The organism is Peribacillus sp. TH27, from assembly GCF_016650915.1.
In the GTDB taxonomy this organism is placed as follows: Bacteria; Bacillota; Bacilli; order Bacillales; family DSM-1321; genus Peribacillus; species Peribacillus butanolivorans.
Window position 1 is genome coordinate 3,164,564 of record NZ_JAEKEV010000002.1, and the last position, 23,715, is coordinate 3,188,278.

Genomic DNA, 23,715 nt, shown 5'->3' on the forward strand with positions numbered 1-23,715 from the left:
TATGAAAAAGGTTGGTTTTTTTCGCTCAATTCATTTTAAATTTGTTCTGATTTATGTGTTGCTTATCTTCGTAGCGATGCAAATAATCGGGGTATATTTTGTTGGGGAATTGGAAGAAAATCTTGTCGGGAACTTCACGAAATCGATAAAAGGCCACGTTAACCTGCTTACCTACAGTATTGGCGAAGAAATGGAAAAAGAGAGGGGAGAGGAAGACCCAACCCTCGAAGAAGCGATTAATACGATACTGAAGGATCGCGATAATTCATCGAACGATATTTCGGAAGTACGTGTTATCGACACACGCAGCAGACGGGTAATTGGAACCTCCGCCCCGGGTAACCAGGAAATCGTAGGGAAGAAAACGACACAGGTCCTTATAAAGAATACGTTGATTTATGGGAAAGAAGATAGTGAAGTGTACCGGGATCCGAAAACAGGCAGCAGACGGGTCTGGGTTCTTTCGACACCCATTGAAGCAAAAGGTGAGGTCATTGGAGCTGTCTATGTCATAGCTGAGATGGAGAACGTCTTTGAACAGATGGATGAAATCAATAGTATCTTTATGACGGGTACGGCTATTGCCCTGGTCATTACGGCTATCTTAGGAATTCTGCTGGCACGGACTATCACTCGGCCCATGTCGGATATGAGAAAACAGGCATTGGTGATGGCGAAAGGGAATTTCTCTAGAAAAGTTAGAGTATATGGCGATGACGAAATAGGTCAGCTTGCTGTTACTTTCAATAATTTGACTAAAAAGCTTCAAGAATCGCAATCTAGCACAGAGGGAGAACGACGTAAACTTTCATCTGTCCTCACCAATATGACAGACGGTGTTATTTCAACTGATAGACGCGGTAGAGTGAACTTGATTAATGAACCGGCTGCACGATTACTGAATGTCTCACATGAAACCGTCATGAACCAACCTATCATTGAGGTTTTGGGTCTTGAAGAAGAATATAAATTTGAGGATTTACTGGAAGAACGGGAGTCCGTAATCCTTGATTACAGCAAAAAGGATAGGCCGTTCATTTTGAGGGGTAACTTTTCAGTTATTCAAAAGGAAACGGGATTCGTTAATGGATTGATCACTGTTTTGCATGATATCACAGAGCAAGAGAAAATTGAGGGTGAGCGTAGGGAATTTGTTGCCAACGTGTCGCATGAGCTAAGAACACCGCTTACAACGATGAGGAGCTACCTGGAGGCATTGGCGGATGGGGCTTGGAAGGAAGAGGAGATCGCTCCTGCCTTTTTAAGTGTCACGCAAAATGAAACAGAGCGAATGATCAGGCTTGTAAATGACCTGTTACAGCTTTCAAAAATGGACAGTAAAGACTATCGGCTTAAAACGGGCTGGGTGAATTTCAATAAATTCTATGACCATATTATCGATCGATTTGAAATGACGAAAAATGATGATATCACATTTAAGCGTGATCTGCCTAAGGATGCTTATTTTGTGGATATTGATGAAGATAAAATCACCCAGGTTCTCTATAATGTAATATCCAACTCATTAAAGTACTCTCCTGAAGGTGGTCAAGTGACCTTCCGTGTCAGGGCAGCTGAAAGCTTTATCGTTGTCAGTATTACTGATCAAGGAGTGGGAATTCCGAAAAATGTCATCGATAAAATATTTGACCGATTTTACCGTGTGGATAAAGCAAGGTCACGAAACCTTGGTGGGACTGGACTTGGTTTAGCGATTGCGAAAGAAATGGTCGTGGCGCATGGCGGGAAAATTTGGGCGGAAAGTGTGGATGGAAAAGGAACTACGGTGTTCTTTACACTTCCTTACGAACAGGAAGAAGAGGATGATTGGTCATGAATTTTGAACGTGCGAAAAGTATAATACTGATTATTTTAGTTGGGACTAGTATTTTTTTGACTTGGAGTATTTGGACGTACGAGCCTGAATATGATCAGTTTGACCAATCAGATGATCTTATAAGGATTAAAAGTGATGTGCAGATTGTCAGTGATGTCATTAAACCGGTTAGTATCCTTTTTCACAGCAATGGTCAACATTTTCAAACCTCCGATCCTGTAGAAATAGATAAAATGGAGAAAGAATTTTCTCAATGGAGTTTTACCGGCGTAAAAGAGTTATCCATGAAAAGGCTTCAAAGGAAATTTGATGATTTTGTTCATGAAGAGGGATCGATGGAAATCGAATTTTCCGATGATGTTCCAATCTCTCTCTATAAAACGGTATTGGATATTTCGGATAAGGAATTGCCTAGCTTTTCTTTTGATCGCATCATCATTAAACAAAAAGATATCAGTGGTAATGAATCTGCGGTTTATTTTGTCTCTTATGAACAAGAGAAAATCTATCAAAGCATGGTCAGTTCTAAAAGACTTAAAGATTTCATGGATGATTTTTATAATGATTCACACAAAAAATATCCTGAATACACAGCCCAAACCATAAACAGTAAAAGGACACTGTTTGTTCCGGAAAATTCTATAAAGATTAACAGATTTCAATATTATATTGACTACTTTGATATTGGAAATCTGAAAGATGCGTTATTTAATTATCCCAAGTATGTACGACAGGAATCAGTTTCAGTCGGTGAGGAATACACGGATGGTACAAGACTGATGACGATCAATAAAGAGAATTATATAATTTCCTATATTAATCCGGCACAAAAGCGCAAGGGCAGTTCCAGTGACCTTTTGGGAAAAAGCATTGATTTTATTAATGATCATGCCGGCTGGGAAGATAGCAATTACCGCTTTGCTTATATGTCGGAGAATGAGCAACGTGTGGTATTCCGCCTATTCGTAAATGGATATCCGGCCTTCAATGAATATGGAATGACCGAAATCGAACAAATTTGGGGGAAAGAAGAAATTTATAGCTATGAGCGTCCCTACTTTTCACTTGCTTCTGTACTTCCTTCAGAAGGATCGGTAGCCACTTTACAAAGTGGCAGGGAAGTACTGAATCAGTTGAAATCTAAGGAAAGTATTGATTTCAAGAGTGTGGAGGACATCTCGGTTGGTTATAAGCTGCATAAGTCGTTAGATTCCAAGCTTGTCACTCTTGTTACACTTGAACCCACTTGGTATTATCGTATCGGCGATAAATGGTTTATTGTGCCTTTTGATGAAGACTCGGGAGGCGATCAAAGTGGATTGGAATAATACAAAGTCAATTTTCATTATGGTTTTCTTCATTTTGAACATTTTTTTGCTTTATCAATTTTTGGAGAAAATAAATGACTACACATACGAAAATATCACAGAGTCCACAACGGAAGAACTTTTAAAAGAAGATGAGATTACAATAGCCGTTCCACTTCCAAAACAAAAGGTGAAGGATCAATTCTTGATTGCTAATAGTAAAAATTTCGAGAAGAAAGATTTACAGTACCTGAAAAATCAAAAAGCGAAAATTATAGACGATAAGAACCTTGTCGGTACATTTAAAACGCCGGTAAGTATGAATGATAAAATTCAGGCTGCCGATGTTGAGATATTCTTGAAGGAGTATATCTTGAATGGTAATGATTATCGTTTTTGGAGCTATGACGAGATCAACCAGACCATTATCTGCTATCAAGTAGCAGACAAAAAGATGTTTTATAATAATAGTAAGGGAAAGGTCACTTTATATCTGAACAAGAAGGGGGAAGTTGTCTCCTATGAACAGATGTATTTAGAGGGAATAGAGAAGTTCAACAAACCAAAAGAGTTGGAATCTGCCCTAAATGCTATTGGAGCTTTATATAATCATGGTGATATTGATCCTAAAAGCAAAGTGACTAATGTACAACTAGGTTTTTATAATTCCCTGCAGACGACATCTGTGTCACATTTACTTGTGCCAACATGGTGGGTGGTCTTGGATGACGAAACGGATCTATTTGTGAATGCTTTTGATGGAGAGGTCATTGAATTAAATACAGAAGAAAAAATACTGGAGTGAGTATAGATGACTATGCATTTTAGTGTTCTCGCAAGCGGGAGTACAGGAAATGCCTTTTTCGTGGAAACGGAGGATCAATCTTTTCTTGTCGATGCCGGTTTAAGCGGTAAAGCCTTAGAAGCGTTGTTTCAGGATATAGGCCGTGATATGTCGAAGCTATCCGGAATCCTTGTTACCCATGAACACAGTGACCATATTAAAGGTCTTGGCGTGGTTGCTAGAAAACATAAACTCCCGATATATGCGAATGCAAAGACATGGAGTGCCATGGAGCGTTCAATCGGTGAAATTTCTGTCGAACAAAAATTCACATTTGAAATGGAACAAGTCAAAACGTTCGGCAGTCTTAATATAGAATCCTTTGGTGTATCGCATGATGCTGCAGAACCAATGTTTTACGTGTTTCATCATGAAGATAAGAAGCTTGTGGTTATTACTGATACAGGATACGTAAGTGATCGGATGAAAGGTATTATCTCGAATGCTGATGCTTATGTATTTGAAAGTAATCATGATGTATCTATGTTGAGGATGGGAAAATATCCGTGGAGCATTAAGCGCAGAATTTTAAGTGATGTTGGACATGTTTGTAATGAAGACGCTGCTCTTGCCATGAGTGAAGTGGCCGGAGATAAGACAAAGCGGATTTACCTGGCCCACTTGAGCCTTGATAACAATATGAAGGACCTAGCAAGAATGTCGGTAGAACAAACTTTAAAGACAAAAGGAATCATCGTCGGTGAACAATTTTCTCTGTATGATACGGATCCGAAAAAACCGACAGAGCTTGTAACGTTATAAATAAAGGGAATGGATGAGGGAAACCTTGTTCATTCCTTTTTATTTATAAAATATATAAGTTACTAACCGGATTAAAAGGGGTATCGTTTGGTTAGAACTGTATAGGAAAATAGAAAAGTTGCTACATATTATTCAATTTTAAGTTTACCCTTAAATAAGGGCGTACATTTTTTTAGAAAAATTCGGTTAAATGAGTATAATTAAGGGAGGATACCAAACAATAGTAGTTGCTATAATTCATTCCTAAAATGAGAGGATGGAGCTGTCTTGGGTTATTATGATCAGAATGATGAGAACCAAAACAAAAAGAGAAAGGGGAGCCATACGAGCTATTTTCTTTCAGGCTTGGGAGGCGCCATCATTGGGGCATTACTTATTTTATTAGCTTTTCCGGGAAGTGGACTGTTGGTTAACGAAAGCAGCGAAAATACAACAGAGAAATCAACTGATAGTGAATCGATGAAGCAGACACAGCAAAGCCTGTCTGTAGATGTGACAAGTGCCGTCACTGATGCTGTTGATAAGGCCAGCGACGCGGTAGTCGGCATCACAAATATTCAGGAAACAACCTTCTGGGGCCAGCAGGGAAGAAACGAGAGCAGTTCTGCTGAAGCGGGTACTGGTTCTGGTGTCGTTTATAAGAAAGATGGCGGTAAAGCCTATATTGTTACAAACAATCACGTCATTGAAGGCGCAAATGAATTGGAAGTCACGTTAAGTGATGGAACTAAATTACCAGCTGAACTACAAGGTAGCGACCCATGGACAGACCTTGCCGTCATTGTAGTAGATGGAGATAAAATTAAGACCATTGCCGAGTTCGGGAAATCTGGAAAATTGAAACCTGGAGAGCCTGTCATTGCCATTGGTAATCCGCTAGGTCTTCAATTCTCTGGATCCATTACACAAGGGATCATTTCCGGTTTGGAACGTACAATTGAAGTGGATATCAATGAAGACGGACAGGTGGATTGGAATGCAGAGGTTATTCAAACAGATGCGGCGATTAACCCAGGAAACAGTGGAGGGGCACTTGTTAATATGTCCGGGCAGGTCATCGGAATCAATTCGATGAAGATAGCAGAAAATGCAGTGGAAGGAATCGGACTTTCCATTCCGATTGATTCGGTTATTCCAATTATTAATGATATCGAGGAATTTGGTGAAGTTAAACGTGCTTTCTTAGGTGTGAATTTAGCATCTGTAGAAGAAATTTCGCAATATCATCAACAAAATACATTGAAATTGCCTAAGAAGGTTACTGCAGGTGTGGCAATAACAGGTGTTCAAAGTAACTCTCCAGCAGATAAAGCAGGTCTAGCAGAATTTGACGTCATCGTTGGAATGGATAATGAAGAAATCCATGACGTAGTAGAATTAAGAAAGTATCTTTACAATGATAAGAAAATCGGTGATAAGGTTAAAATTATCTATTACCGTGATGGAAAGAAAGAAACCACGGAAGTCACGCTTTCAAACAGCGAAATCTAAAGAAAAAAAGGACAGGGAGCGACTACTTCCTGTCTTTTATTTTGCTTGCGATTTTCTTGTTTTTTGATACGATTACTTGTGGATATTTGCTAAAAGATAAAGATACCAATCAAAGTGTGGATAAATAGGTACATCATTATTAGTAAAACTGAATAAAGAAGAGGAGGATGTATGATGGAATTATATTGCTGTCAGGAACACGTAGATATGGCGTTGGATGAAGTGGTATATGAGTGTGAAACCTACCCTGTTTTAACATTCATTTCTGAAGAAAAACAGTTATCAACAACCTGTGAATATTGTCGAAACGTGGCAATATATCTAGTAGGGAACTAATATTCTCATACAAGATGTGGATAGAAAATGTGGATATGTGGATAACTTTTGTGGATAACATGTTTGTAACCTGTTCTTAACATGTTCTTAACATTTTATAAAGTAGAAACTAGAGCATGGAATTGCCGTATATTTAAGCCGTTGGTGCTTTATATGAGATAAAGGTCATTAGAACAAAAAAAAGAGTATTAAGGCTGCAAAATAAAGTTAGGGTAGCGAATTCTTATTAAAGTAATCAGCTCTGCCTATCTAGGCAACCTTAGTTTTATACAAAATTTGTCGATAAAATTCATATCAAGATTTAATGGGATTATATTATGAAGGAATTTCATAGTTTATCAGGGACAAAATTATATAAAGCATCAATAATAGTCATTATTGGAATAATGATGACTGGATTACTGTTATATTAAGGCATTCTAGTTCAATAGGTTTGGTTTTTTATTTTCATTTTTTGTTGGTTCTACTTTTGGTTACATTACTCTTGAGTTATTCTAGAAAAGAAACAAATGTACATTATTCACTTATGAATGAAGGAAGCCGTTGCCACTTTTTTAAGGAGGAAGCGGCTTTTTAATATAAAGATGATAGTTGAATCATTATTTATAGTGGTTATAAATGTAATGGACTTATCCAAAACTGGAAAGGATATGCTTGTTTTGCTTATAGGTCCCTCTAAGGTATGATAATAGGTAGGCAAATCCAACAAATGATACTAAAACATAATGAAAGTTAGAGGATATATATGAAAATAACGATTATTACTGTTGGCAAGCTAAAAGAAAAATACTTAAAGCAAGGAATTGCTGAATATACAAAACGTTTAAGTGCCTATGCTAATATAGAACTTATTGAAGTACCAGATGAAAAAGCCCCGGAGAACCTTAGTGCAGCGGATATGGACATTGTAAAACAAAAGGAAGGTGAGCGAATCTTAGCTAAAATCAGCCAAGACACCTACGTTATTACACTTGAAATCAATGGAAAACAGCTCACCTCTGAGCAGCTAGCATCTCATATTGACCAGCTAGCTACTTATGGAAAAAGCAAAATTGCTTTTATTATTGGTGGTTCTCTGGGGCTTAGCTCAGAGGTGATTTCAAGAAGTGATTATGCACTTTCCTTTTCTAAAATGACCTTTCCGCATCAGCTAATGAAGTTGGTTCTGTTGGAGCAAATATATCGAGCGTTTAGAATAAATAGAAATGAACCGTATCATAAATAAATTTGCCAATTCAGAGGAATTGCTTATAAGGTTTTTGGAGTTGTAGAATTAAATTTTAATGTTATGAAAAGAGGGTAACGTATGAATAAAGAGTCCATTTATGGTTTAACATTCGATCAATTGACAGCGTGGCTTTTGGAACATGGTCATAAAAAGTTTAGAGCTTCACAAGTCTGGGAGTGGCTTTATAGGAAGCGCGTAACAGATTTCTCTGAAATGACAGATGTAAATAAAGAGTGCATTCAATTACTGAAAGATAACTTTTTCATCCAAACTTTAACTGAGCATGTTAAGCAAGAGTCAGCGGATGGAACGATTAAGTTCTTGTTTAAATTACAGGATGGAAACCTCATCGAAACGGTTATGATGAGGCATAAATACGGGATTTCGGTTTGTGTCACCACACAGGTAGGATGTAATATTGGTTGCAGTTTCTGTGCAAGTGGTCTATTAGCCAAAAGTCGTGATTTATCTAGTGGGGAAATTGTAGAACAGATTATGAACGTTCAACTGCATCTAGATAAATTGGAACAAGAAGACATTGTTAGTCATGTAGTTGTAATGGGAATTGGCGAGCCGTTTGACAACTTTGAAAATATGATAGACTTTTTAAAGGTAATTATGGACCATAAAGGGCTTGCTATCGCTGCAAGGCGTATCACTGTATCGACTAGTGGACTTGCCAACAAGATTTATGAATTCACAGATACTCAATTACAGGTAAACCTGGCAATATCATTGCATGCACCGAATAATGAACTTAGAACCCGGATAATGAAAATAAACCGAGGTATTCCAATAGAAAAATTAATGAAATCGCTTGATTATTATTTAGAAAAAACAAACAGAAGAATTACTATTGAGTATATCCTATTGAAAGATGTAAATGATCATCAAGAAGAAGCCGAGCAACTTGCCAATCTTCTTGATGACAAAAAACATCGGCTTTATGTTAACTTAATTCCATATAATCCTGTAGATGAACATAGTCAATATCAAAGAAGTGAGAAAGAGTCAGTTCTCTCGTTTTATGATACGTTGAAAAAGAGAGGCGTAAATTGTAAAATCCGCCAAGAACATGGAACGGATATTGATGCAGCCTGCGGACAGTTAAGAAGTAAACAAATTAAAAAGGCTGAAGTTCAATAAGAATTTGATGAATAAAAGCCAAAATCCAACAGAAAAAACAGTATGTTATTGAACACATACTGTTTTTTCTGATTTATTAAATGATGGAAGGTCGATTTAATTGTGTCGACGGACGAATAATCTCTTTGAAGGTCGAATTATTCCTGGCCACGGTCGAAATAATACCTCCAACGGACGAATTTCGTATAAAACTCTTTTTGAAGTTTCCTATTTAGCTATTTCTTTTACTGAGGCAACTTCATAAGTAGTAAGTTCACTGCCTAGAATAGGTGATTCTTTTTTTGCTTCATCGGAACTAGGTTCAGGTCGTTTATGTGTAGCTTTAAACGCATCACTATTTCTCCAAGCAGTAAAGTTATCAAGGTTTTCCCAGTACATATTTACGTTTAGTTCATCATGATCTGTTAAGTTTTGTGTTAATAATACTTCTACTTTTACGAAGCCTTCTGTTGTATCAAGTGGGCCTGGTGCAGTAAATCCTGGGGCCATAACTGCACCCATCCCTTTTTTAACTCTAATTCTATTCGTTACGATTATCATAAATCAACGCTCCTTTTAGATAGAATTTAATGGTTTTTACCTTTTTTTAACTCTCTTGTATCATACATATTTTAGCATATAAGCAGGATATTTTGATTAATCAAAGCAAGGTTAAAGAAGTTTGAAAGAAATAAATTTTTCGGAAGGCAACCTTTCACTAAAAAATAGGTAAAGGAGCTTCATTTTATTATTTTTTAAAAGACATGTCTTTTAAAAATAGAAGAATAGATCACATGAAAAAAGCATCTAGTAGTTTGGTTATTACGAGGTTTATCACTTCATATCGCGTATAATAGAAATCAGTATAAGGAAATAACGATTGTGGAAACAATAAAGTAAGATAATAAACAACAAAAGAGGCTATTATATGACTGAATTAAGTTTTACTGATTATACATTAAGTGATGAAATTGTAAGGGCATTGGAGAGTCTGGGTTATCAGCAACCAACGGAAGTTCAACGTGAAGTGATTCCTGTTGCATTGAAAAGAAAGGATCTTGTCGTGAAGTCGCAAACAGGGAGTGGTAAGACAGCAGCATTTGGCATACCGATCTGCGATATGGTTGATTGGCAGGAGAATAAGCCGCAGGCACTTATTTTAACACCTACGCGAGAGCTTGCTGTACAGGTGAAAGAGGATATTACGAATATAGGTAGATTTAAACGAATTAAAGCAACAGCGGTTTATGGAAAATCTCCATTTGCTCTACAAAAAGCAGAACTTAAACAAAAAAGTCATGTAGTTGTAGGAACGCCAGGACGAGTACTCGATCATATTGAAAAAGGTACGTTTGTTTTGGAGCGCTTAACACATTTGGTTATTGATGAGGCGGATGAAATGTTAAATATGGGGTTCATCGAACAAGTGGAAGCCATTATTAAAGAGCTTCCAAAAAACCGAGTTACCATGTTGTTTTCTGCTACTTTACCAGAGAGTATAAAGAAACTTTGTCAAAAATATATGAACGATCCTTTAGATATTGAGATTAAGGCAACGGGCATAACGACTGAAAAGATTGAACATGCCCTAATCGAAGTGAAGGAAGATGATAAGTTTTCCTTGCTTAAAGACGTTACAATCACTGAGAATCCTGATAGCTGCATCATTTTTTGTCGGACGAAAGATCGGGTGGACGAAGTCTGTGAAAAGTTAATGGATTTAGATTATCCTTGCGATATGATTCATGGAGGTATGCTTCAAGAAGATCGTCTTGCTGTGATGAACGAGTACAGAAGAGGTGAATTCCGCTATTTAGTTGCTACAGATGTAGCTGCAAGGGGAATTGACATTGATAATATTACTCATGTTATTAATTATGATCTTCCACTAGAAAAAGAAAGCTATGTACATCGAACTGGAAGAACAGGTCGAGCTGGTAAAAAAGGGAAAGCTATTACTTTCGTGACACCGTACGAAGATAAGTTCCTTAAAGAGATTCAAAGCTATATCGGATTTGACATCCCTAAAATCTCTCCTCCATCAGAAGAAGATGTCTCGAATAAGATGAATGATTTTGAAGCGAAACTAGAGGCTCGTCCCAAAATAAAAAAAGATAAAAGTGAACAATTGAATAAACAAATCATGAAGCTATATTTTAATGGCGGTAAGAAAAAGAAAATCAGAGCCGTTGATTTCGTGGGTACAATTGCGAAAATTGATGGTGTTAAAGCCGAAGATATTGGAATTATCACCATTCAGGACAATGTTTCCTATGTGGAAATATTGAATGAAAAGGGACCTCTTGTTTTGAAAGTGATGAAAAATACGAAAGTCAAAGGCAAGCTTTTAAAGGTTTCAGAGGCCTTTAAGAACTAAAAGGGAATGATAAATAAAGAAGCGGTAAAGATGAATGATTGGTCTTTGCCGCTTCTTTATTTTTGTTATTGATTATTTATGAGAAATTTTTACTCCGTTATATAGCGGTAGATAGGGCAATCACATGCTAGAAAAGTAACTTCATTTAAGGGATGTCTAACATCTTTCATTATACAAAGGCTCATAGCGACAGGAGTGTAAAGGAAGCTACATAGAAATATTCCTTTAAGTTGAATTTTAAGGAACAGCATATGAAAGAGAAAGTATAGATGCATTTTTGACATGGACAGGATGAGCATGTCCTGATAGTATATAAATGATAATGATTATCATTTTCACAAAAGGACGGTCTTGAGGGGGAAAACACACATGAATACACTGGAGAAAATGGAGACGTTTATCGTACTTGCCGAGTGTCGCTCTTTCACAGAGGCTGCCCGCCGACTTTATTGCTCACAACCTACTATTAGTCATCATATCAATCACTTAGAACAAGACTTTGATTCAAGACTTTTTCATCGTACTGGTAGGAAAGTAGAGTTAACGAAGCAAGGGGAAGTTCTCTTGACTTATGCAAAACAGATTCTGAGTCTTGTGGATGAGGCTTCAGTAACGATGAAAAAAGTAGACTACTTTGAACAGACACTCTCGGTGTTCGTCAGCAATTATATTGCGGATTACTTCTTTGCGGATCTTCTCCATCAATACAAGGAGATTTCACGAAAGAAGTGCATTGAAATCAATAGTTTTTGTTACGATGATTTAAAGAAAAGCCTTCAAGATAACTTGACCAATTTTGCAATCATGCCAATCTATCCTGAAGACTACTATTTAATGGACCACTATGACACGTCAGTTTTATTCGAGGATGAACTATCCCTGATTTTCCCAAACGATTATTTATGGGATACAAGAAAAACACTTTACTGCCGTGATTTACATAACCAAACCGTCCTCTTGCCAAAGAGTCATTACTTACAGCAATATATCAAGAGTCATTTACGTAGTCGACAAGTTAAGGTGAGGTATTTACAAATGAGCAACTTTGAATTAATCAAAAAGGCTGTAAAAGCTGGACATGGGATTGCCTTTCTACCTAGCTTTGCTGTTGCGGAGGAATTAAGTAAAGGAGAGTTAGTTTCAAGGCCGGTATCAGGGCTATCAATTAAGCGGAAAAACGGATTAGTAATCCGTAAGAATACTCAGCTTACAGATTATGAACAGGATTTTTGTAATAAGTTAAAGCAACATTTCCTTCAATTCGTTTAAGATCCTCATCGAGAGGATTTTTTTTATTTGTATAACTAACCTTTGTATTAAGAAAATGAATAGTGCCATTCATAAATATCACAAAAGGAATATGGCGGCAATGAAACTAAGGATTATCATTAAAAAAGCAGAATAATCGATATTGATAATCATTATCAATTTTGGTAGTTTGAGATTACACAAAGGTGATTCTGATAATTAAGGATGTAGAAGGAAGCTATGAAGATATCGCCAACATCTGTTTTATGCAAAGTTTGATAGATGCATTGTTGAGGAGGAAAAAAATGAATGAGAAAAAAAACGACTTTCTGATGCTTGATACAGGAAGCTATTTTGGAAAAGCAAGGGTGAACGACCCTAAGTATCAGGAGGATTTTACATTTATTGATACTTACGAACTACCAGATATTGATTTAAAACCTTTTAAATGCCTGGTCATCCAGGGTTTAATAGATCAGAAATTTTTATATAAACATAAAGAGTTAATTCATGAATTTTTAAATGATAAAAAAGTCATCGTTTTTTGTGGCAACATATTTATGGATTGGCTACCAGGGGGATCGAACTTTATCCCTAAAACGATACACAGTTTTCAAGACTATGTTGTATCAGTCCACCAACCCCACCCGATTTTTGAAGGGGTGGAAGAGGATGATATGACCTATAATAAAGGGGTTTCAGGCTTTTTTGCAAGAGGTCATCATCCAATTCCTGATAAAGCTGAGGTTTTGTTGACGTTGCCTGGTGGAGAACCAATCACATATATTGATAGGCACAGCACAAAAGGAACAATTCTTGTTCATTCAGGAAACGATTTATTTGGTTCGATGAATGTGAAAAAAACAACAGTCCGTATTAGCTTCCAACTCATGCAGTGGGTACGGAATGAATACCAAATACTTCAAGAGAAGAGTGAAGTGAAATGAGGAAAATTGCAGTAATTGACGGTGGTAGTTCACAACACCATCGGACATATACCGAGCCGAAATATCGTAAATATATTGATACACTAATTTATCTTCCTGATCTAGTTAAAACGTCAATTGATGAATTTGATGTCCTGCTCCTTCCTTCCCAACTACATATGGGCCTTCTCATGAAGTCCATGGATAAAATATATGAATTCGCTAATAGGGGTGGGATCATTGTGTCCTTTGGTCCACAGCTGAATGAATGGATTCCAGGCCATAATTGGGAGTTCAGGGAAACGAATTTTTGGTGGTGGCTTGAAAAGGATCCCAAAAGCGGTTTGGTCCTCCAAAAGCCTGACCATGACTTATTCAGCCGCTATCTAACACTTGCTGATTCGACTTGGCATCAGCATGGCGTATATTGGCCGCCTAAAGGTTCAGATATCCTTGTCTCTACTGAGGATGGTGGTGCCGTTCTTTATATTGATAAGGTCAGTACAAAAGGTACTTGGGTAGTTATGACTCTTGACCCTGATTACCATTATGGCTCTTATTTTATGCCAGCAACGGAAAGGTTTCTGAATGGATTCTTCCCTTGGCTTGCTGAAGGCGATGTATAATGATGTAATTTGAAAATCTTCCAAAAGGTAACGGAGATCAACATGTCCTCCGTTACCTTTTCTTATTTAGGATAGTTCGATGGCTTCCTGTTCAGGAAAGAGCATGTTGCTATAGTTTTATGGATTTACAAGAATGATTAAATGGACTCTACTCCGATTGTATAGCAAGTACTGCGTTTGCTACAGTAAAGTTCCCCCACACCATTTTGTTCCAATAATTTATAGTAATCATCCAGTGAATCTACTTGGGTATTTTTTGTTATTAAAGAAGGAAGAAATCCATTTTTGTCTGGCTAGTTGAAAAATAAAACCAAATATTCTTTTTCGGGATCTGTTTAATTGTCAAAATCGGGTGGTATATGAGGAAAGATAGTAACTTATTTGAAATATAAAAGAAGTGAAAAGCTTGATAAAGAAAATACATACACCATGATTTTGCCTGAAATTTAAAGACATGGAGGGGAATGACAAGGATGACGAATGAAAACGAACACGGAAAAGTAAATGAACAAAGCAAAAATCAACAGTTGGATCAATATCGAGTGGACGATAACGGGAAAAGGATGACTACTAACCAAGGTTTGCGTGTTTCGGAGGATGAGCATTCCTTGAAGGCGGGTGACCGGGGTCCAACATTGATGGAGGACTTTCATTTTCGTGAAAAAATGACCCATTTTGACCATGAGCGTATTCCCGAGCGGATTGTACATGCGCGCGGGTTCGGGGCACATGGATATTTTCAGGTATATGAGCCGATGGCTGAATATACAAAGGCAAAGTTTCTTCAAAACCCATCAGTTAAGACACCGGTATTTGTTCGATACTCAACCGTAGCAGGTTCCCGAGGATCAGCAGATTCGGTCCGTGATGTTAGGGGATTTTCTACTAAATTCTATACTGAGGAAGGGAACTATGACTTGGTCGGAAATAATATCCCAGTATTTTTTATCCAAGATGCCATTAAATTTCCGGATTTAATTCATGCGGTTAAGCCGGAACCTCATAATGAAATACCTCAAGCGGCGTCTGCACATGATACATTTTGGGATTTTGTTGCCAATAATGAAGAAACTGCCCATATGATTATGTGGCATCTGTCGGACAGAGCCATACCAAGAAGTTTCAGGATGATGGAAGGGTTTGGTGTCCACACATTCCGTTTTGTTAATGAGGAAGGTGTTGCCCATTTCGTTAAGTTCCATTGGAAGCCGGTACTTGGTGTTAAATCCCTTGTCTGGGATGAAGCACAGAAAATTGCTGGGAAAAACCCCGATTTTCACCGTCAAGATCTATGGGAAGCCATTGAAACAGGGAATTATCCGGAATTTGAATTTGGCGTGCAATTGATTAAGGAGGAAGACGAATTCAAATTTGACTTTGATATCCTCGATCCTACTAAACTATGGCCAGAAGAACAGATCCCAGTGAAAATTATCGGGAAAATGGTTTTGAATCAAAATACGGATAACTTTTTTGCAGAGACGGAACAGATAGCTTTCCATCCGGGGCATGTCGTACCGGGTATTGATTTTTCCAATGATCCGTTGCTACAGGGACGATTATTCTCATACACAGATACCCAGCTATCCAGATTAGGTGGTCCTAACTTCCATGAGCTTCCGATTAACCGAACGGTTGCACCCGTGAACAATAATCAACGGGATGGCATGCACCGTATGGCAATAAACCCTGGTCCTGTAAGCTACTATAAGAATTCACTAGCCGATAACTCTCCAGAACCTGCCTCAAATGCAGAAGGCGGCTATGCTCATTATCAGGAAAAAGTGGATGGCAGGAAGGTGCGTCAACGCAGTGAAAGCTTCAATGATCATTACAGTCAGGCAAAATTATTCTGGAATAGTATGACAGATGTGGAGAAAGAGCATATTATTCAGGCTTTCCACTTTGAAGTGGGAAAAGTGAAAAGTAAGGACGTTCAGCAGCAAATCGTAGAGATGTTCAGCAATGTAGATGTGGAGCTGGCTAAAATAATTGCAATTGGAGTCGGAGTGAATCCTCCTACAAATACGCGTGAGGTCAAAATGGATCTGTCTTCTTCAGCATTAAGCCAAGAGAAAATGAAAGCCAATACTGCGGCGACAAGAAAAGTGGCTGTGTTGGCTGCAGATGGATTTAACGGATCTGAAGTTTATCAAGTCCTGGAATCTCTTAAATCGGCTAGTATTATCGCAGAAATCATCAGTAATAATCGTGGTTGGATTACAAGTGCTGAAGGCCAGCAACTCGAGGTCGATCAAACATTCCTGACAGCTGACTCGGTTTTATTCGATGCTGTGTATGTGGCAGGAGGACAGCAGAGTGTCGATTCATTAAAGACTTTGAAGGATCCGATTTACTTTGTCGAAGAAGCTTACAACCATTTCAAAGCGATTGGAACAGGAAAAGAAGGAGCCGAAATTCTAACGAAGGTAGGCATAACTTCACTTGATCCAAACGGAGGCATTATAGCCGTTTCGGATACAAATAGTGAATCTACTGCTGCCTTTATCGATGCGATTGCTAAGCACCGTCATTGGGCACGTTCTTAATTCTTGAATGTAAAAACCCAGACTTTAAGGAGTCTGGGTTTTTAGTGTGATTTAGAAATTATTATTGTAATAACTCTCCACATCTTTAATATGCTTTTTCCTCAAAGAGAGAGACAATTCCAACAATCACGTTGGTGGCCTTCATCATATTATCGACGGAAATGAATTCGTATTTGCCATGAAAGTTCTCGCCGCCTATAAAAATATTTGGTGTTGGTAGGCCCATATACGATAGTTGAGAACCGTCCGTACCACCGCGGATTGGTGAGATTTTTGGTTTGATTCCGAGTTTCTCCATCGCTTCATAGGCAATGTCGACGATTTCTTTGACCGGCTCGATTTTTTCCTTCATGTTGTAGTATTGATCATTCAATTCAAGAAGGATTTGATTTTGACCATATTTTTCTCTTAATTCTTCGGTGACTTTCGCTATATAGTTCTTACGGTTGTTAAATTGTTGGCGGTCAAAATCTCGAATAATGTAGGAAAGCTTGGTTTCCTCAACATCTCCGTGAAATGAAAGGAGATGATAAAATCCTTCGTAACCTTCTGTATATTCCGGTGCTTCTTCTCGAGGGAGTTTGCTGTGGAGCTCCATGGCAATCTTAGCTGAGTTGATCATCTTCCCTTTGGCAGTACCAGGGTGTATATTCGTCCCTTTGATAGTGATCTTGGCTGATGCCGCATTAAAGCTTTCATATTCAAGTTCACCAAGTGGACCGCCATCTACTGTATAGGCAAATTGAGCATCGAAAGCAGCTACATCAAACTTATGTGGTCCTCTGCCGATTTCTTCATCTGGAGTAAAGGCCACGCGGACTTTTCCATGTTTGATTTCTGGATGATGAATTAAATAATCCATAGCTGTCATAATTTCGGCAATGCCAGCCTTATTATCTGCGCCGAGTAGGGTTGTTCCATCCGTTGTGATTAAGGTATGCCCTTTATAGTCGTTAAGCGAAGGAAAATCATTAGGTGATAGGATGACATTCAATTTTTCATGTAAAGTAAGATCACTACCATCATAACTTTCAACAATTTGCGGTTTTACATCTTTCCCAGTAAAATCCGTCGCCGTATCAATATGAGCCAAAAATCCGATAGTCGGTACTTTCTTTTCTGAATTGGCAGGCAAAGTCGCCATAACATAGCCATTTTTATCAATTGTCACTTCTGTCATCCCGATTGCTTGTAATTCCTCTACTAATGTATTTGCCAAAGTTAACTGTCCGGTTGTAGAAGGACATGTGGGATTTTCCTCATTGGATTGCGTATCCACCTTTACATAGGAAGTAAATCTTTTAATAATTTCATTTTTCATTTTTCCCTCAGCTCCTTTTTCCCTTATCTTACCATGTTTGATTAGGATGAAAAAATCAACTTTGTTCTAGTGGATGAATGATTCGTCCTTCTATCGTTTTTAGGGTGTGAACTTTAAAATATGATTTTGTATAAAACAGCAAAGAAGAGCATGTTATTACCCCACATGCTCTTCTTTGCTGTTGTTTTTTGAAGGTATGGTCTAAGGGCATGTACTTTTACATATTCAACGCCCAAACAGATACACTTTTACCATGAACAGGAAAGGTTGCGAAACCATCTTCTTCAATGGTGATATGATCATCTCTATGAAAGGTCAGGTCAATCCAGATTTCACCAGCACGATGTTCACCGACGAACATCCTCTTTTCACTGTTGTGGTCTCCATTGGAAACAATGACAGCACATCCAGACCCTTCTATTTCTTCGACTCCAAGTCGGACCCAGCCTATCGTGTTTGGATCATCGAAATAGTCTTCTTGTTTTCCATAGGCTTTTTCATATCGAGCAAATAAGAGGCGGTCTAAAATATCTTTTTTTCCAGGAACTGGAGAAGGTCCGCCAATTCCGTAATAGTCTCCGTAAAAGACACAGGGGTAACCGCAAAGTCTCAGCAAGATAAGGGCATATGCTGATGGTTTAAACCAGTCCTTTACCCAAGATTCTAGTGATTCATGTGGCTGGGAGTCATGGTTGTCGACAAAAGTAACGGCCTGTGCCGGATTGGTTTTAACGAGGGTATGATCAAAGATGGTTGAGAGGTCGAACTTAGAGCCTGCTTTTGAGGCTTCATGAAATTTATAATGCAGAGAAACATCGAACAAGCTGAGGTCATGATTTGTTTGTTCTAAGTAAGTTTGGCAAGCCTTCACATCGGCCTTCCAAAATTCTCCGACCATGAAGAAATGTTCCTTTGTATAAGGGAGGAGTTCCTTTAAAAAATCATTAATAAAATCATAATCAATATGTTTTACAGCGTCCAATCGAAAACCATCGCATTTTAACGTGTCGACCATCCATTTTCCCCAGCTAATCATCTCCTGGCGAACTTTTGGCTGACTGTAATCGATATTCGCAAACATTAAGTAATCGTAATTACCAAATTCATCAATAACATGCTTATTCCAATGTTTATTTTCCCCTGTTATCCGGTACACACCCATTTTGTCGTTTCCGGCATCATAGTCCGTTCCATTAAAATGAGTATGATTCCATTTAAAATCAGAGTATTGATTATTACGGCCTGGAAAATCGAATGTTGTCCAACCTTCAATTTCAAACGGTTCTGAAATGTCTTCCATCCGGTTGTCCGGGTTGACTTCAATGACTTCAAATTTTTCAGTTCCATCAGCTCCAGCCTTATGGTTCATAACTAGATCGATATACACGCAAAGCCCGTAGTTATGACATGTAGCTATTGCTTGAAGCAATTCCTCTTTTGTTCCGTATTTGGTTCGAACGGATCCTTTTTGGTCGAATTCACCCAAATCGTATCCGTCATAAATTCCATAGCCATTATCCCCTACGGATTGCCCTTTTGTAACTGGCGGAAGCCAAACACAGTCAATTCCTATATCTTTTAACTTGGAAGCCTCATACTTCAATCTGTCCCAATGAGAGCCATCTGCTTCAAGATGCCACTCGAAAAATTGCATCATTGTATGATTTCTTTTCATTCGTTCCCCCCCTGACACCGACACGTTTTGACAAGATTGATAATGGACAATCGGAAAATTAATGATGGAAATCTTTACCCCGTATATAAAATTAATAAACAAGTAACCAGTCTCTCTGAATAGAGGTTCAGTCCTCTCTCTATTTTACTATTTTATACCAAATAAGGGTAATTATAAGTTTTAAAATAATCGATGAGAGCAGTTTGTTAAGTCAGGAAGAGGGAGGAATAAGCTCAATAAAGTGTTATGAAAAGGCGCTTGGAGCGTGGTTAATCATATTAGTAGGAAATCAAGGTATTTATTTTTTTAGATTTTTTTTTTGCGTCTGTCCAAGTTGATTTTTGGTTTTTTTCGTGAACTTTTATAGAAATAAAGAATAATAGGGAAAGAAATTATTTTTGTACGTAGAGTCATTTGGTTGGGAAATAGATAGAGGGTATTAAGCTAATGAAATAAAAAAAGGTATCCCAAAATTTAGTTTAGGATACCTTGATTGTAACGAAATTAATAGGCAGTTAGCCTCTTTTTCCTCTTCGTTTAAAGAAGTGAGCGAATGCCATTGCGCCAAATAGTAATAAAAGGAGAACAGAAGATAGAATTATCGTTTCTTTGGAGTAACTGCTGTTAGCCACTCCTTGCGAACCCATATTCTCGTTCATACCAGGGGGCTTTATAGCTGCACCATTTTCACCGTCACCCATGTTAGGGGGCTGCATGGCTGCACCGTTCTCACCGCCGCCCATGTTAGGAGGCGGAGCTGCACCATTCTCACCGTCACCCATATTAGGAGGCTGAGGTGCGCCATCTTCTCCATCGTCTATATTAGGAGCTGCACCGCCCATACTGCTTTCTGTTTCAGCTTCAACAACTAGATCTCCAGAAAGTTGTGCTAAGATAGAATCAGCACGTTTGGTAGCGAAATCAACCAGGGTTTCTTTGCCTGACGTTGCTTCTGTATACTCGTCCAATGTATAGAATTTTGTCGGATCTTTTTCCACATATGGTGAGATTAATGTGGAAATCTCAGTTGTCATTGCTGTCATATTTTCTTCAGAGAAAAAATCTGTGGCAATGTCGTCTAGATAATCATAATATTTTTCGCGGTACTCTTCGTTGGAAAGCAGGGCATTTAATAAAGGCCGATTCTCAAGTGTCGTACCTGACACAGGCTCTGTAATGCTGAAGTTAATAATGCTTTCATTCATGAAATTGGAGCTCATGTCCATCATGGCACCACCGTTCATATTCGGTGAACCACCAGGGAATTCTGCATTGTCATCATCATTAGCATTAGCAGCAGTTGTATCACCATTAACCGTTGCAGCATCTTTTTGATCAGCTGCCTTTTCATCCTCTGCGGCTTGTCCCTTTCTGCCCCCGCCCCCTGAATAACCACCAAATGACATATTATAGTCCCATGGCAGGATGGAAAAGACGCCGTTCTCTTCATATAAATAGTAATTATGCTTTTTATCGCCTTGATAGTGATCGAGGTTGACAAGAGCTGTATTAGCTGCAAAGTAGCGCAGCATTTCGTCAACATTTAATACTTCTTCTAAATTCCCGCCATTATTGATAACATCAAGCATTTTGATCATAGCAGATTGATCGGAATTATCGTTTGTTTTTAAGTTTATTCCTGTGTAGTCATCAATATCATCGCTAATCCATTTTAAATCACTTCCGGTGCCATCAGGATAATAAAGGTCCCCGGTGCCATCAGCAAAGTTAGTATCTAAAAATGTTTCTTCAATAGCTTCTACACCTAAATACAAACCCCATTCTTTGCCGTTAATGGTCACGTACATATAGGAATGACCGGGAGTTGCTATGCCCATTTTTTCCATTAGCTCATATGAAAGATACTCTCTCATATAGGTTGGGTCACTGTAATTGTTATTTAAAGCCAATTTTTTCAAGCCGTGTAAATCTTGATCTTCCTGATAATAATCAAAGTCTATCTTCCAGCTGTAACGATCAGAATCTTCCATTTGGACAACAGAATTTAAGGAAAGGTTTCCCTTGGTTCGAAAGCCTACATTTTTAACCGTTTCTCCATCAATCGTTACATCGGCATTAACAATTTCCTTTTCAGTGGGATTCTCCAAGATGGAGACTAAATCATCTTCGTCCATTTTTATATCAACGTTTGTCACCTTACTTTGGTCAAATACAGATTCTGTATAAGTTTTCCCTTTCGAAGCTTTTTCAACTTGAAGATTGGGAAGGAAAAACATCACTGCTATAAAAATTACTATCAGTAAACCAATCGACGCTAAAACATATCTTGTTTTTAACATGCCAAGGCTCCTTCCTCCTGTATTCTTAAATAGAGGAGCGGACATAGATTTTTATGTCCGCCTTCTATCTTAGGCAGTGAAGTTGCCGTCATAACTTAACATGATTGCAGAATGAACGCTGTCCATGTCCTTGACTTGATTAATGAATTCAGTATTATTATCCTTTAATCGAATTTCATATGTCACTTCGAGGTTATTGCCAGGCATTACGGATTTCGATTTGATAGAGTGTTTTTTCACTTTACTAGAAATCCTTTCTTCTAACGTTTTTTCTATTGAAGCATCTGTGTATTTCACGATAAATAAATAAGGATTTTCTACAGTCAAACGGTTTGCAAATACAAGCATGACAATACCGATTAAAATAGCACCGATGATGACGAGTGGAATTAGACCAGCCCCGCACAAAATTCCAGAAGCAGCTGCCCAGAATAGGAAAACCAAATCCATAGGGTCTTTAATAGGCGTTCTGAACCGTACAATAGAGAGAGCACCAACCATACCAAGAGAGATAACGATATTAGTTGAAATACCCATGATAATTAGGGCAGTAGCCATTGTCATAATGATGAGAGAGATGTTGAAATTGTGTGAGTACATCACACCGGAAAAGGTCTTCTTATAAATAACGTAAATGAACAAACCAATGGCAAATGCTAACAGTAACCCTATTAAAGAGTCAATAATTGAAAAGCTTTCGGTCTTGTCCAAAAAGCTAGATTTGAAAATATCATTAAAAGTACTTGTGGTTGTTGAAGTTGCGGTCGTATCCATGTTTTATTCCTCCAAAAATATTGGTAGCTGAAAATCAGCCGTATCTTCTGCTTAGTTGATATTTTGAAAAAGATGATTTTCTAGTATCGATGATGGAAAGCAATTGTTTGATGATACCTGGAAGAAATTCATCAAATTTGACCTCCAGAATGACCCAATCGGGATCTAATGCATCGACTACGATTAATTCAGGATTCAGGAAATCTGTGTCCCGATAACTGGTTTTCACGTTACTATCAAACGTCACCCGAACATTTCCATATTCATAGATAAAGACTTCTCTTTCATAGTCCACGACGGTTGTCGGTTTGATCTGAAAAAGGGTCATTTGAATATATAAATCTCGAAGTAAATCCCTTGAATCCCCAGACATCCATTCTATATCCCCTAAACGAATTCGTTCATATTCCTCAGCAGAGAGCCTACATTTCTGTTTATAGGTTAAATTATCCCGCTTACTCTTTTTTTCTAGGTTAATAAAGTCGGAATCATAATCATAAAGTCTAGCTCTAAATTTATCTCTATGATAGAAGCCCTCTGTTTTTTGCCTTAGTATTTTATTGTCAAAGTTATCGAAATAGACACTGCGAATTAAATACTTTCCATCATGCCCATGGGGATCAAGCTTCATAAAGTTCTGTAGGTTATTTCTTAATAGATAACAATCTGCTTTGGTAATTGCATGTTTGAGTTCACGCCTGCCTTTCAAACCATTCATTTTTGTTCCACCTTTTCTGTGTTTTTATCTAGGTCAAGCTTATTAATATAATCTTAATTAAACCTTAAGAAAAATTTCCAGGTCATAAAATGAACAGAATATCCTAGTTACAACCATTTAAATACCATTTTTAACCTTTGTTTAATTTTATTGGAATTTATTAGAAGAAAAATGAGCGTATTTACTCATTGAGAATAATTATCATTATCATTAGAATGAATTGTGTGATAATGATAATTATTCTCAATTAATTAATATACAGGGAGGCTCA

General features: G+C 37.8%; 19 protein-coding genes. 13 read left to right on the forward strand and 6 right to left on the reverse strand.

Translation table 11 applies throughout. The features are described 5' to 3' along the window. Window position 1: 1 nt before the first annotated feature. The 8 genes from walK to rlmN all read left to right on the forward strand — a co-directional run bounded on the left by walK (window position 2) and on the right by rlmN (window position 8,951). Entirely contained in the window at window positions 2–1,837 is a 1,836-nt protein-coding gene (gene walK, locus JFU24_RS16620) for a cell wall metabolism sensor histidine kinase WalK (protein WP_201222490.1), read from the forward strand. Continuing rightward, complete coding sequence (locus JFU24_RS16625) at window positions 1,834–3,165, forward strand: YycH family regulatory protein (protein WP_201222492.1); 1,332 nt, start codon at window positions 1,834–1,836, stop codon at window positions 3,163–3,165. Before walK ends, JFU24_RS16625 begins: the two co-directional genes overlap by 4 nt. After that, complete coding sequence (locus JFU24_RS16630; protein ID WP_201187733.1) at window positions 3,152–3,949, forward strand: two-component system regulatory protein YycI; 798 nt, start codon at window positions 3,152–3,154, stop codon at window positions 3,947–3,949. Before JFU24_RS16625 ends, JFU24_RS16630 begins: the two co-directional genes overlap by 14 nt. 6 nt (window positions 3,950–3,955) lie before the next feature. Then, window positions 3,956–4,750: an MBL fold metallo-hydrolase gene (locus JFU24_RS16635; protein ID WP_056522003.1), complete on the forward strand. Its 795-nt coding sequence runs from the start codon at window positions 3,956–3,958 to the stop codon at window positions 4,748–4,750. A gap of 267 nt (window positions 4,751–5,017) precedes the next feature. Further along, the gene (locus JFU24_RS16640) at window positions 5,018–6,241 is read left to right on the forward strand and encodes a S1C family serine protease (protein WP_201187731.1); all 1,224 of its coding nucleotides are present in this window, start codon (window positions 5,018–5,020) and stop codon (window positions 6,239–6,241) included. A gap of 171 nt (window positions 6,242–6,412) precedes the next feature. After that, window positions 6,413–6,577, forward strand: coding sequence for a CxxH/CxxC protein (locus JFU24_RS16645; protein WP_376182820.1), 165 nt, complete (start codon window positions 6,413–6,415; stop codon window positions 6,575–6,577). A 745-nt stretch (window positions 6,578–7,322) separates the two neighbouring features. Then, window positions 7,323–7,802 (forward strand): 23S rRNA (pseudouridine(1915)-N(3))-methyltransferase RlmH, encoded by a 480-nt coding sequence (gene rlmH, locus JFU24_RS16650; protein ID WP_056522008.1) that lies wholly within the window; start codon window positions 7,323–7,325, stop codon window positions 7,800–7,802. Window positions 7,803–7,883: 81 nt separating this feature from the next. Then, window positions 7,884–8,951, forward strand: a complete 1,068-nt coding sequence (gene rlmN, locus JFU24_RS16655) for a 23S rRNA (adenine(2503)-C(2))-methyltransferase RlmN (RefSeq protein WP_201187729.1) — start codon at window positions 7,884–7,886, stop codon at window positions 8,949–8,951. A 207-nt stretch (window positions 8,952–9,158) separates the two neighbouring features. Here the strand turns inward: rlmN and JFU24_RS16660 are convergent, their stop codons facing one another. Then, a complete protein-coding gene (locus tag JFU24_RS16660) occupies window positions 9,159–9,491 on the reverse strand; it encodes a heme oxygenase (protein ID WP_201250191.1) in 333 nt (110 codons plus the stop codon). Window positions 9,492–9,858: 367 nt separating this feature from the next. On the opposite strand from JFU24_RS16660, the gene JFU24_RS16665 reads away from it, so the two are divergent. The 5 genes from JFU24_RS16665 (at window position 9,859) to JFU24_RS16685 (ending at window position 16,656) form a co-directional block, all read left to right on the forward strand. Continuing rightward, window positions 9,859–11,307, forward strand: a complete 1,449-nt coding sequence (locus tag JFU24_RS16665; RefSeq protein ID WP_053348338.1) for a DEAD/DEAH box helicase — start codon at window positions 9,859–9,861, stop codon at window positions 11,305–11,307. A gap of 369 nt (window positions 11,308–11,676) precedes the next feature. After that, window positions 11,677–12,576, forward strand: coding sequence for a LysR family transcriptional regulator (locus JFU24_RS16670; RefSeq protein ID WP_201250192.1), 900 nt, complete (start codon window positions 11,677–11,679; stop codon window positions 12,574–12,576). A gap of 284 nt (window positions 12,577–12,860) precedes the next feature. Beyond that, window positions 12,861–13,502 (forward strand): phosphate starvation-inducible protein PhoH, encoded by a 642-nt coding sequence (locus tag JFU24_RS16675; RefSeq protein ID WP_201187724.1) that lies wholly within the window; start codon window positions 12,861–12,863, stop codon window positions 13,500–13,502. Further along, entirely contained in the window at window positions 13,499–14,107 is a 609-nt protein-coding gene (locus tag JFU24_RS16680; protein WP_201187722.1) for a hypothetical protein, read from the forward strand. The genes JFU24_RS16675 and JFU24_RS16680 overlap by 4 nt, the downstream gene beginning before the upstream one ends. A gap of 473 nt (window positions 14,108–14,580) precedes the next feature. Next, window positions 14,581–16,656 (forward strand): catalase, encoded by a 2,076-nt coding sequence (locus JFU24_RS16685; RefSeq protein WP_201250193.1) that lies wholly within the window; start codon window positions 14,581–14,583, stop codon window positions 16,654–16,656. 85 nt (window positions 16,657–16,741) lie between these two features. Here the strand turns inward: JFU24_RS16685 and pepT are convergent, their stop codons facing one another. From pepT to JFU24_RS16710, 5 genes are all read right to left on the reverse strand, one after another. Continuing rightward, a complete protein-coding gene (gene pepT, locus JFU24_RS16690; protein ID WP_201250194.1) occupies window positions 16,742–17,977 on the reverse strand; it encodes a peptidase T in 1,236 nt (411 codons plus the stop codon). 217 nt (window positions 17,978–18,194) lie between these two features. Further along, window positions 18,195–19,652: an alpha-amylase gene (locus tag JFU24_RS16695; RefSeq protein WP_201250195.1), complete on the reverse strand. Its 1,458-nt coding sequence runs from the start codon at window positions 19,650–19,652 to the stop codon at window positions 18,195–18,197. A 515-nt stretch (window positions 19,653–20,167) separates the two neighbouring features. Next, a complete protein-coding gene (locus JFU24_RS16700; RefSeq protein WP_201250196.1) occupies window positions 20,168–21,952 on the reverse strand; it encodes a CotH kinase family protein in 1,785 nt (594 codons plus the stop codon). A 69-nt stretch (window positions 21,953–22,021) separates the two neighbouring features. Further along, window positions 22,022–22,726 carry a DUF4956 domain-containing protein gene (locus tag JFU24_RS16705; protein WP_201250197.1) on the reverse strand — a complete coding sequence of 235 codons (705 nt, stop codon included), beginning with the start codon at window positions 22,724–22,726 and terminating at the stop codon, window positions 22,022–22,024. Between the two features lie 34 nt (window positions 22,727–22,760). After that, complete coding sequence (locus JFU24_RS16710; protein ID WP_056522033.1) at window positions 22,761–23,444, reverse strand: polyphosphate polymerase domain-containing protein; 684 nt, start codon at window positions 23,442–23,444, stop codon at window positions 22,761–22,763. Window positions 23,445–23,715: the final 271 nt, after the last annotated feature.